Below are 10,816 nucleotides of genomic sequence, written 5' to 3' on the forward strand. Positions count from 1 at the left end.
GCCCCGCCTCCCCCCGCACCGCAGCCAAGGACCGAACCGCCCAGCACACCACTCACCCACGCTCCCCTCCCCGAGAAGCCGCGCTCGCCGGGCGAACCGCTCGCACGCACCGACACCCTGGTCGCCACCTTTCCCTCGGGCACGCGACAGCAGTCAGCCCCTCCCCAGAAGTCGGCCTCTCCCCTGAGTTCTGCCTCTCCCCTGAGCTCTGCCTCTCCGGCACAGCCGGCCGAGCACGGCACCACCGCAGGCGGCGAGGACCGACACGCTCCACCAGACGCACACGAGCCGGCCCGGAAACCTGTACCCCGGCGGGCCGTCCTCGCTCTTGGCGGGATATTTCTGGCGGGTGGCGTGACCGCGGTAGCGCTGCTGCCGGACAACGACGGAGGGGAGCCCGACGACGGAGCCACGGAGGGGACAGCGAGCCCTACCGCGAAGAAAGTCACCGTAAAAGCCGCGGGCATCCTCCACTGCCCGGACAAAGTCACCTCGGTGGCCTTCAGTTCGGACGGGCCGACCTTGGCCACCAACGGCAGCTACGGAAACGCACGCCTGTGGAACATGGAAACAGGGAAGAACACCCGCACCCTCACCAACCACCTCGGCAACGTCTTTTCCGTGGCATTCAGCCCGGATGGCAAGATCCTGGCCACCGGTGGCGACAACCACAAAGCAGAGCTGTGGAATGCGAAGACAGGTAAACTCCTGCACACCCTCTCAGGGCACACCGATGCCGTCGCTTCCGTGGCGTTCAGCCCGAATGGAAAAACCCTGGCCACCGGCGGTCATGACGGCAAGGTGCGGTTGTGGAACGTAGCGACGGGAAAGTCCACCCACACCTTCCAGGGCCTTAGCAAGGGAGCTGCTTCGGTGGCATTCAGCCGGGACGGCGAAACCCTGGCCATCGGCATCTGGGACGGTAGAGTGCTGCTGGCGAACCTGAAAGACAGACATTCCATTGTCACTCTCAAAGGCCACACCGACGCCGTCACCGCGATAGTCTTCAGCCCGGACGGCAAGACCCTGGCCACCGCCAGCTACGACAGCAGCGCACGGCTGTGGAATCTGAAAACGGAAAAGACCCTCCACACCTTCACCAACCGCGCCGATCCCTTCAGTTCGGTGGCCTTCAGCCCGGACAGCAAGCTCCTGGCCGCCGACGGCCGTGGGGCTACCACGCGGCTGTGGAACGCGGAAACAGGGAAGCCCATCCGGGCCTTCACCAAACACACCGCTCCCGTCCGGGCGGTGGCGTTCAACCCGGACAGCAGAATCCTGGCCACCGGCAGCGACGACAAGACGGTGCGGCTTTGGCGCGTGAGCTGACGTTGCTCTCCGGGGAGGCCGCAGCCGGGCCCCGGGCCGCCCAGGCGTGCGGCCCGGGCGCGGCGAAGCTCACTGCGTCTCACAGGTCACCGCACCGCGAAGGGTCACTGCGCCGCGAAGGTCACCGCACCGCACAGGTCACCGCGTCGCCAGGAGTACCGCCAGCAGCACGGCGCCCGCCAGCGCCGGGGCGAGGACCTCGAAGGACCAGCGGACGGTGACCGCGCCCTGGGACTTCTCCTTGGCGCCGTGGTCCTCCACCAGCGCACGCAGCTCGTCGACCGCCTGGTCGGAGGGGGCGCGTTTCTCACTCGCGTCGGCCTCGGCGGAGAGGTCGGGCATCCCGCGTCCGCCGAAGAGACCGCCGCGCGAGACGGGCGGCCTCCCGGTGGCGACGCGCTCGTTGTGCCGGGTCGCCTTCTTACGGGCCCGCAGCGAGACGGGGATCGACCACAGCTGGTACTTGCTGCCGTCGGCGACGACCTCGCTGGAGTAGCCGGCGCGGATCGTCTCGACAGCTCCCCAGGGCACCTCGACGGTGCGGAAGGGGTTGCGCACCTTCATCCGCCGCTCCCCCGCGAAGACGGCGGGCCGCAGCGTGAAGGCGACGACGAGCGGGACGGCGAACAGCAGCCCTGCGAGCGCGAGCCACGGGGTGCGGCCCTCGCCGCCGAAGACGGCGTCACCGGCCAGCCACAGGCCGATGGCGAGCAGCACGATGCCGCCCGCCATTGCGGCGGGCGACCGGTAGACCCGGTCGGGGAACTCCTCCCCCGCGGCTCGGCCCCCGTCGCCGTGGCCCTCGGGGCCGTCGTCCTGGCGCTTGTCCTCGCTCGTCATGCGATCGATTGTGCCCGACCGTCCGGATGGCGGACATTGCGGTACGGCATCGAAACACACGCCGGAGCCGCCCCCGGCGGCTCCGGGGCAGGACCCGCCTCCGGACGGCTCGGGCACGAGCGCTTTCCGTTGGTGCACGGCCGCCCTCCTGTGGGAGTACGGCGCTTCCCGCCGGCGGACGGACCCTTTCCGGTTCCGAGGGGTGACACGCGACTACGCGCGTAGATATGGTGCTCTGGTGAGCATGCCTACCGATGCGGCCCCTCGCGACGCCGGGAGGGGCACCCTTCCCGACGTCACGAGCTCCGACGCCGCTCTCCGCCGCTTCCTGCACGGACTTCCCGGTGTCGACGCGGTCGGGCTGGAAGCCCGGGCAGCGGCGCTGGGAACCCGATCCATCAAGACCTCAGCGAAGGCGTACGCGCTCGACCTGGCGATCTCCATGATCGACCTGACGACCCTCGAAGGCGCCGACACCCCGGGCAAGGTCCGCTCCCTGTGCGCCAAGGGCGCGAGCCCCGACCCGAGCGACCGCACCGCGCCCCGCGTCGCCGCCATCTGCGTCTACCCCGACATGGCGGCCACCGCCAAGCAGGCGCTGGCCGACGCCGGGGCGGCCGACGAGATCAACGTGGCGTCCGTCGCCACGGCCTTCCCCGCGGGGCGCGCCGCGCTCTCCGTCAAGCTCGCCGACACCCGCGAGGCGGTGGCGGCCGGAGCGGACGAGATCGACATGGTGATCGACCGCGGCGCCTTCCTCTCGGGCCGCTACCTTCAGGTCTTCGAGGAGATCCGCGAGGTGAAGCAGGCCTGCGGCGACGCGCACCTGAAGGTGATCTTCGAGAACGGCGAGCTGGCCACCTACGACAACATCCGCCGCGCCTCGTGGCTGGCCATGCTCGCGGGCGCCGACTTCATCAAGACCTCCACGGGCAAGGTCGCCGTCAACGCGACGCCGCCGAACACGCTGCTCATGCTGGAGGCGGTCCGCGACTTCCGGGCGGCCACCGGGCGGCAGGTCGGCGTGAAGCCGGCGGGCGGCATCAGGACGGCCAAGGACGCGATCAAGTACCTGGTGCTGGTGAACGAGACGGCGGGCGGCGACTGGCTGCGCCCCGCATGGTTCCGCTTCGGCGCCTCCAGCCTGCTCAACGACCTGCTGATGCAGCGCCAAAAGCTGACGACAGGACGCTATTCCGGCCCCGACTACGTGACGGTGGACTGAGCATGACCGACAACAACACCCCGTCCAACCCGTCCGCGACCGCCGCGGCATCGCAGCTGTTCGCATACGCCCCCGCGCCCGAGTCCCGGGCCGTCGTCGACCTCGCGCCCTCCTACGGGCTGTTCGTCGACGGCGAGTTCCGGGAAGCCGCGGCGGGCAAGGTCTTCAAGACGCTCTCCCCGGCCACCGAGGAGGTGCTGGCCGAGGTCGCGCACGCCGGTGAGGAGGACGTCGAGGCGGCGGTGCGGGCGGCCCGCGCCGCGTTCGGGCCGTGGGCCGCGCTGCCGGGCGCCGAGCGCGCCAAGTTCCTGTTCCGGATCGCCCGCCTCATCCAGGAGCGCTCCCGCGAGCTGGCGGTGCTGGAGACGCTGGACAACGGCAAGCCGATCCGCGAGTCGCGCGACGCCGACCTGCCCCTCGTCGCCGCGCACTTCTTCTACTACGCGGGCTGGGCCGACAAGCTCTCCTACGCGGGGCTGGGCCCCGACCCGCGCCCGCTCGGCGTGGCCGCGCAGGTCATCCCCTGGAACTTCCCGCTGCTGATGCTGGCGTGGAAGATCGCTCCCGCGCTGGCCGCCGGCAACACGGTCGTCCTCAAGCCGGCCGAGACGACGCCGCTGTCGGCGCTGTTCTTCGCCGACATCTGCCGCCAGGCGGGCCTGCCCAAGGGCGTCGTCAACATCGTCACGGGTGACGGGGCGACGGGCGCGGCGCTGGTGGCCCACCCCGACGTGAACAAGGTGGCCTTCACGGGATCGACCGCCGTCGGCAGGCAGATCGCCCGCACCGTCGCGGGCACGGACAAGCGCCTCACCCTGGAACTCGGCGGCAAGGGCGCCAACATCGTCTTCGAGGACGCCCCGCTCGACCAGGCGGTCGAGGGCATCGTCGGCGGCATCTTCTTCAACCAGGGCCAGGTCTGCTGCGCGGGCTCCCGCCTGCTGGTCCAGGAGTCGGTGCAGGACGAGGTGCTCGACGCGCTCAAGCGCCGGCTGGCCACCCTCCGCGTGGGCGATCCGCTCGACAAGAACACCGACGTCGGCGCGATCAACTCCGCCGAGCAGCTCGCCCGCATCACCGAGCTGGCCGACGCGGGCGAGGCCGAGGGCGCCGAGCGCTGGTCGGCGCCGTGCGCGCTGCCGTCCGAGGGCTACTGGTTCGCTCCGACCGTCTTCACCGACGTCAGCCAGGCGCACCGCATCGCTCGCGAGGAGATCTTCGGCCCCGTGCTGTCCGTGCTGACCTTCCGCACGCCGGACGAGGCGGTCGCCAAGGCGAACAACACCCCCTACGGCCTCTCGGCGGGCATCTGGACCGAGAAGGGCTCACGCATCCTGAAGATGGCCAACCAGCTGCGGGCCGGGGTGGTGTGGGCCAACACGTTCAACAAGTTCGATCCGACCTCGCCCTTCGGCGGCTACAAGGAGTCGGGTTACGGCCGCGAGGGCGGCAGGCACGGTCTGGAGGCCTACCTTGAGCACGCCTGAGACGTCACGGGGACGGCTCGCCGTTCTGAAGACCTACAAGCTGTACGTCGGGGGGAAGTTCCCCCGCTCCGAGAGCGGCAGGGTGTACGAGGTGACCGACGGAAAGGGCCAGTGGCTGGCCAACGCCCCGCTGGCCTCCCGCAAGGACGCGCGGGACGCCGTCGTCGCCGCCCGCAAGGCGTTCGGCGGCTGGTCGGGTGCCACGGCCTACAACCGGGGGCAGATCCTCTACCGCATCGCGGAGATGCTGGAGGGCCGCCGGGAGCAGTTCGCCGCCGAGGTGGCCGCGGCGGAGGGCCTGACGAAGGCGAAGGCCCAGGCGGCGACGGACGCGGCGATCGACCGCTGGGTCTGGTATGCGGGCTGGTCGGACAAGCTCGCCCAGGTGGTCGGCGGCGCCAACCCGGTCGCGGGCCCCTACTTCAACCTCTCCACCCCGGAGCCGACGGGCGTGGTGGCCGTGCTGGCGCCGCAGCGCTCCTCGCTGCTGGGGCTGGTCTCCGTCCTCGCGCCGGTGCTCGTCAGCGGCAACACGGCGGTCCTGGTGACCTCCCGTACGGCCCCGCTGCCCGCCCTCTCCCTCGCCGAGGTGCTGGCCACCTCCGACCTGCCAGGCGGCGTCGTCAACGTCCTCTCCGGCGACACGGCCGAGCTGGCCCGCCCGCTGGCCGCCCACCAGGACGTGAACGCCATCGACCTGGCGGGGGCGGACGGAGACCTGGCGGCCGAGCTGGAGGCCGCCGCCGCGGAGAACCTCAAGCGCGTCCTGCGGCCCTCCCCCGGCACCGCCGACTGGACGGCCACCCCGGGCCTCGACCGCCTCTCCGCCTTCCTGGAGACGAAGACGGTCTGGCACCCCATCGGCGCCTGACGTCAGCGGTTCGAGAGGGCCGAGGAGGGGCCGCCCCCTCTTCGGCCTTCCCGCCACCGCAGCGGCCCCTCCGCCGGTTCGCCCACACCGTTTTCCACATGGGCTACCTTTGGTACATGTCCATGAAGCGCACGAACGTCTACGCCGACCCCGAGGATCTCGCGATCATCAAGGAGGCCGCCCGGCGGCGGGGGATCAGCGAGGCGGAGATCATCCGTCAGGGGATTCACCTGGCGGCCATGGCGAACCGCGTCTGGGACGAACCGCTTTTCTCCCGCACGTACGAGGGCTCGGGGCGCACACTTTCCGGTGACGAGGTCCGCGCCACGGTGGCAGACGCCGTCCGCCGGGAAACGGACTCCGGAACCGCCGCGTGATCATCGTCGTCACCGACACGTCCGGCCTGCTGGCCGCCCTCGACTCGGTCCATCCGGAGCACCAGGCCGCCAATGAGGCGATCATGTCCGCCGGGCTGCTGGTGCTGTCCCCCCTCCTGCTGGCCGAACTCGACCACGTCGCCACACGTGAGCTGGGCCGAGAGGCCGCCATGAGCGCGGCCGACGACATCCGCGGGTGGATGCGCCGGGGCCGGGTCGTCGTTCCGGAGATCCGGGAGGACCACCTCGGTAGCGCCCACGCGGTCCGGTTGCGCTACCGCGCCCTGGACCTCGACCTTGCCGACGCGGTGAACGTCGCCCTGGCCGCCGAGTACGAGACCGACGCGGTCCTCACTCTCGATCGCCGCGACTTCCGCGCCGTACGCCCGCTGAGCAGCCACAAGGCGTTCCGAGTCCTGCCAGACGACCTGCCGCTCTGACGCGGAGCCCCGCCCCCTCCCGAGCAGGCGCCTTCCCGCCACGACAGCGGCCGGCCCTCCGGGGGACGCGCGTCCGCGCACGGCCGTGTTCCCGCGCCCCGCGCCGCCGTCAATCTTTCCGCAACTCGCGGACCCAGCGGTCGCATCCGCCCACGCGGACCGTCCCCGCGGATACCGCGTCCGCCAGCGTCAGCGAACCGTCCGCGAGCGCGGCGCACGCGTCGGCGTCCAACTCCAGGCGTGCCCCGGCCCCTTCGGGCGCGGCGCCCTCGGCGTATACCGGGCCCTCCGGCGCGGCGTCGAGTCGCAGGTGGAAGACGCCTTCGGGCAGCACGATGTCCACGGTGCCGACGGCCTCCTGACCGACGGCCCGCCGCACGGCGTCCCGCAGGGGCAGTGCCCACCAGTGGGCGCGGACCGCGTCGGTGGGGCGGGGCTTACCGAGCGCGGGGGCGCCCCAGGCGGCGAGCGCGGTCAGCGCGGGCAGCAGCGTGCGACCGCGCTCGGTGAGTTCGTACACGTACCCGGACGCGGGCTTCGGCTGGCGGCGCCGTTCGGCCAGGCCCTCGGCCTCCATGTGCTTGAGCCGGGCGGCCAGCATGTCGGTGCTGACGCCGGGCAGGTCGGCGTGGAGGTCGGTGTAGCGGCGAGGGCCTGCCAGCAGTTCGCGGACGATGAGCAGCGTCCAGCGGTCCCCTATGGAGTCGAGGGCGCGCGCGAGGGCGCAGAACTGGTCGTAGCTGCGGCGGGGCCGCCCGGTGGTGAGGTCGCTCGCGTGGCTCGGCATGACCGTCAGTCTAGACATGTGGTTGGACTTTCCAAGTCCAGGCTTGGTAGAACCAAGTTACCAAGTGAGGCGCAGGAGGGTGGGCGAGCATGGAGTTCCGGCAGTCGAACAAGCTCAGCGAGGTCTGTTACGAGATCCGCGGTCCGGTCATCGAGCAGGCGGACGCGCTGGAGGAGGCCGGGCACAGCGTGCTGCGGCTCAACACCGGCAACCCGGCGCTCTTCGGGTTCGAGGCACCCGAGGAGATCATCCAGGACATGGTGCGGATGCTCCCCCAGGCGCACGGGTACACCGAGTCGCGCGGCATCCTGCCCGCGCGCCGCGCCGTCGCCCAGCACTACCAGCAGCGCGGCTTCCCGGAGGCCGACGTGGACGACGTCTACCTCGGCAACGGCGTCTCCGAGCTGGTGTCGATGGCCGTGCAGGCGCTGGTCGAGGACGGCGACGAGATCCTCATCCCCTCCCCCGACTTCCCGCTGTGGACGGCCGTGACGACGATGGCGGGCGGCAAGGCGGTGCACTACGTGTGCGACGAGCAGTCCGAATGGCTGCCCGACCTCGACGACATGGCCGCCAAGATCACCTCGCGCACCAAGGCCGTCGTCATCATCAGCCCCAACAACCCCACGGGCGCCGTCTATCCGCGCGAGGTGCTGGAGGGCATCCTCGACCTGGCGCGCCGCAACGGCCTGATGGTCTTCTCCGACGAGATCTACGACAAGATCCTCTACGACGGCGCCGCCCACCACCACGTGGGCACCCTCGCCCCCGACCTGGTCTGCCTCACCTTCAGCGGGCTGTCCAAGGCCTACCGGGTGGCCGGCTTCCGCTCCGGCTGGCTCCTGGTCTCAGGACCCAAGCAGCACGCCCGCGACTACCTGGAGGGCCTGTCCATGCTCGCCTCGATGCGGCTGTGCCCCAACGCCCCGGCCCAGCACGCCATCCAGGCGGCGCTCGGTGGCCGCCAGTCCATCGACGAACTCGTCCTGCCCGGCGGCCGGCTCCACGAACAGCGCGACGTGGCCTGGCGCAAACTCAACGAGATCCCCGGCGTCAGCTGCGTCAAACCCAAGGGCGCGCTGTACGCGTTCCCGCGGCTCGACCCCGAGGTCCACAAGATCCACGACGACGAACGGTTCGTCCTCGACCTGCTGCTCCGCGAGAAGATCCAGGTCGTCCAGGGAACGGGCTTCAACTGGGCGCACCCCGACCACTTCCGCGTCCTCACCCTGCCGCGCGCCGACGACCTCGACGCCGCGATCTCGCGCATCGGCCGCTTCCTGGAGGGCTACCGGCAGTAGCCCGGAGGGGCGCCGGCGGCGGTGGCCGGACGCCCCCATCCGAAGGGGGCGCCCGGCCTCCGCGGGCCGTCACACGTTCGCGGCCTCCTCGCCCACCGTCGTGCTGTCCCCGTGCCCGGTGCGCACCACCGTCTCCAGCGGCAGCGTCAGCAGGCGCTCCCTGATCGAGCGCACGATCGTCGGGTGGTCGGAGAAGGAGCGTCCCGTGGCGCCCGGTCCGCCCTGGAAGAGGGTGTCGCCGGTGAAGACGGTGCCCAGACCCGGCGCGAACAGGCAGACGGCTCCCGGCGCGTGCCCCGGAGTGTGCAGGACGGTCAGGTCGGTGCCGGCGACCGAGATGACGTCGCCGTCGGCGAGTGCACCGTCGGGGGCGCGGTCCGGGTGCGTCATCTTCCACAGCGGCATGTCGTCCGGGTGCAGCCAGATCGGCGCGCCGGTGCGGTCGGCCAGCTCGGGGGCCGCGTCCACGTGGTCGCTGTGCGCGTGCGTGCACACGATCGCCCGCAGCGTGCGCCCGTCCAGCGCCGCCTCGATGGCGTCGGCGTCGTGCGCGGCGTCGACGACCACGGCCTCGGTGTCGTCGCCGACGATCCACACGTTGTTGTCGACCTGGTGCGTCTCCCCGTCCAGGCGGAACTCGCCGCTGGTGACGAGGTGATCGATGCGGGCCGCCATCACAGCATCACCACCGAACGCAGCACGTCGCCCCTGGGGGCACCTCCCACGCCCTTAAGGCTGTGGGGGAGCATCCGCTCGAAGGCCTTCTCGACCTCGTCCAGGTTGATCGTCTCGGTGACGAACGCGCCCAGGTCCAGGCGGCCCTGCGTGTGCAGGTCGATCAGCATCGGGAAGTCCCGCGAGGGCAGGCAGTCCCCGTACCAGGAGGACTTGAGGGCGCCGCCCCGGCCGAAGACGTCCAGCAGCGGCAGCTCCAGCGTCATCTGAGGCGTGGGCACGCCGACGAGGACGACGGTGCCGGCCAGGTCGCGGGCGTAGAACGCCTGCTTGTACGTCTCCGGGCGGCCGACCGCCTCGATGACCACGTCGGCGCCGAACCCGCCGGTCAGCTCGCGGATCGCCTCGATGGGGTCGGCGGTGGAGGAGTTGACCGTGTGGGTGGCACCGATCTTCTCCGCGGTGGTGAGCTTACGGTCGTCGATGTCGACGGCGATGATCCGCGCGGCGCCCGCGAGCCGCGCGCCCGCGATCGCGGCGTCGCCCACACCGCCGCACCCGATGACGGCCACGGAGTCGCCGCGGGTCACCTGGCCCGTGTTGAGGGCGGCGCCGATCCCGGCCATCACCCCGCACCCGAGCAGCCCGGCGACGGCGGGCGAGACCGACGGGTCCACCTTCGTGCACTGCCCGGCCGCGACCAGCGTCTTCTCGGCGAAGGCGCCGATGCCCAACGCCGGCTCCAGCTCACGTCCGTCGCTCGCCAGCGTCATCTTCTGCTCGGCGTTGTGGGTGTCGAAGCAGTACCAGGGCCGGCCCCGCTTGCAGGCCCGGCACTGGCCGCACACCGCACGCCAGTTGAGCACCACGAAGTCACCGGGCGCCACATCCGTGACGCCCGCCCACGGCCTCCACGACACCCGCCGCCTCGTGCCCGAGGAGGAAGGGATAGTCGTCGCTGATCCCACCCTGCTTGTAGTGCAGGTCGGTGTGGCAGACGCCGCACGCCTGCACCTGGACGACGGCCTCGCCGGGGCCCGGTTCTGGCACGACGATCGTCTCGACCCGCACGGGCTCGTTCTTGCCGGGTGCGACGACCCCGCGTACTTCCTGTGCCATACGGAAGGGCCTCCCTTCTCCATCGGATGTCCGGTGCGCCATTCTCCCTGCCCAGAGGCGGTTTCCGGGAGGGGCGGTACGCGGGTCGCGGCAACCGGTCCGGCTGCGAGGCGGCAAGGGTGCCGCGCGGCCCGGGAAGCGCGCGAGAGCCGCGGCCCGGAGGGGCCCACGGGCACCGCCCACGAGCCGTTACGGGAGCCGAAACAGGAGCCGCGTATCCCACTTTCGTACGGGCCTTCGAACGTGCCCGGGGCATGGCGGACAATCGTTGCCCGTGACCGACTCCAGCGACACCTGCGACGCCCCCACCCGGGCCGCGTCCGCAGCGGACGTACCCGCGCCGGCCGAAGGCCCCGCACCGACCG

Annotated in this window: 10 protein-coding genes and 1 pseudogene; 7 read left to right on the plus strand and 4 right to left on the minus strand. The window is 71.4% G+C overall.

From position 1 onward, the window contains the following. The first annotated feature begins 354 nt into the window (after nt 1-354). Entirely contained in the window at nt 355-1,329 is a 975-nt protein-coding gene (locus AB8Z75_RS24000) for a WD40 repeat domain-containing protein (RefSeq protein WP_369205317.1), read from the plus strand. A gap of 138 nt (nt 1,330-1,467) precedes the next feature. Here the strand turns inward: AB8Z75_RS24000 and AB8Z75_RS24005 are convergent, their stop codons facing one another. After that, nucleotides 1,468-2,169 (minus strand): PH domain-containing protein, encoded by a 702-nt coding sequence (locus tag AB8Z75_RS24005; protein WP_369205319.1) that lies wholly within the window; start codon nt 2,167-2,169, stop codon nt 1,468-1,470. A 244-nt stretch (nt 2,170-2,413) separates the two neighbouring features. Here AB8Z75_RS24005 and deoC point away from each other — a divergent pair, with 244 nt between their 5' ends. The 5 genes from deoC (at nt 2,414) to AB8Z75_RS24030 (ending at nt 6,569) form a co-directional block, all read left to right on the plus strand. Then, nucleotides 2,414-3,394: a deoxyribose-phosphate aldolase gene (gene deoC / locus AB8Z75_RS24010; RefSeq protein WP_369205321.1), complete on the plus strand. Its 981-nt coding sequence runs from the start codon at nt 2,414-2,416 to the stop codon at nt 3,392-3,394. Between the two features lie 2 nt (nt 3,395-3,396). Further along, the gene (locus tag AB8Z75_RS24015) at nt 3,397-4,881 is read left to right on the plus strand and encodes an aldehyde dehydrogenase family protein (RefSeq protein ID WP_369205323.1); all 1,485 of its coding nucleotides are present in this window, start codon (nt 3,397-3,399) and stop codon (nt 4,879-4,881) included. After that, nucleotides 4,868-5,752, plus strand: a complete 885-nt coding sequence (locus AB8Z75_RS24020; protein ID WP_369205325.1) for an aldehyde dehydrogenase family protein — start codon at nt 4,868-4,870, stop codon at nt 5,750-5,752. The genes AB8Z75_RS24015 and AB8Z75_RS24020 overlap by 14 nt, the downstream gene beginning before the upstream one ends. A gap of 116 nt (nt 5,753-5,868) precedes the next feature. Then, a complete protein-coding gene (locus AB8Z75_RS24025) occupies nt 5,869-6,129 on the plus strand; it encodes a CopG family transcriptional regulator (protein WP_369205327.1) in 261 nt (86 codons plus the stop codon). After that, entirely contained in the window at nt 6,126-6,569 is a 444-nt protein-coding gene (locus AB8Z75_RS24030; RefSeq protein ID WP_369205329.1) for a PIN domain-containing protein, read from the plus strand. The genes AB8Z75_RS24025 and AB8Z75_RS24030 overlap by 4 nt, the downstream gene beginning before the upstream one ends. A gap of 109 nt (nt 6,570-6,678) precedes the next feature. On the opposite strand, the gene AB8Z75_RS24035 is transcribed toward AB8Z75_RS24030, so the two are convergent. Further along, the gene (locus AB8Z75_RS24035; RefSeq protein ID WP_369205330.1) at nt 6,679-7,356 is read right to left on the minus strand and encodes a winged helix-turn-helix transcriptional regulator; all 678 of its coding nucleotides are present in this window, start codon (nt 7,354-7,356) and stop codon (nt 6,679-6,681) included. An 89-nt stretch (nt 7,357-7,445) separates the two neighbouring features. Between AB8Z75_RS24035 and AB8Z75_RS24040 the strand changes: the two genes are divergently transcribed. Beyond that, a complete protein-coding gene (locus tag AB8Z75_RS24040; protein ID WP_369205332.1) occupies nt 7,446-8,657 on the plus strand; it encodes a pyridoxal phosphate-dependent aminotransferase in 1,212 nt (403 codons plus the stop codon). Between the two features lie 69 nt (nt 8,658-8,726). Here AB8Z75_RS24040 and AB8Z75_RS24045 read toward each other — a convergent pair whose 3' ends face one another. Continuing rightward, nucleotides 8,727-9,332 (minus strand): MBL fold metallo-hydrolase, encoded by a 606-nt coding sequence (locus AB8Z75_RS24045; RefSeq protein ID WP_369205334.1) that lies wholly within the window; start codon nt 9,330-9,332, stop codon nt 8,727-8,729. Beyond that, nucleotides 9,332-10,451 (minus strand): annotated as a pseudogene (locus AB8Z75_RS24050) (S-(hydroxymethyl)mycothiol dehydrogenase). Before AB8Z75_RS24050 ends, AB8Z75_RS24045 begins: the two are co-directional and overlap by 1 nt. Nucleotides 10,452-10,816 lie beyond the last annotated feature (365 nt).

This window comes from Streptomyces sp. PU-14G, assembly GCF_041028275.1.
Classification (GTDB): domain Bacteria; phylum Actinomycetota; class Actinomycetes; order Streptomycetales; family Streptomycetaceae; genus Streptomyces.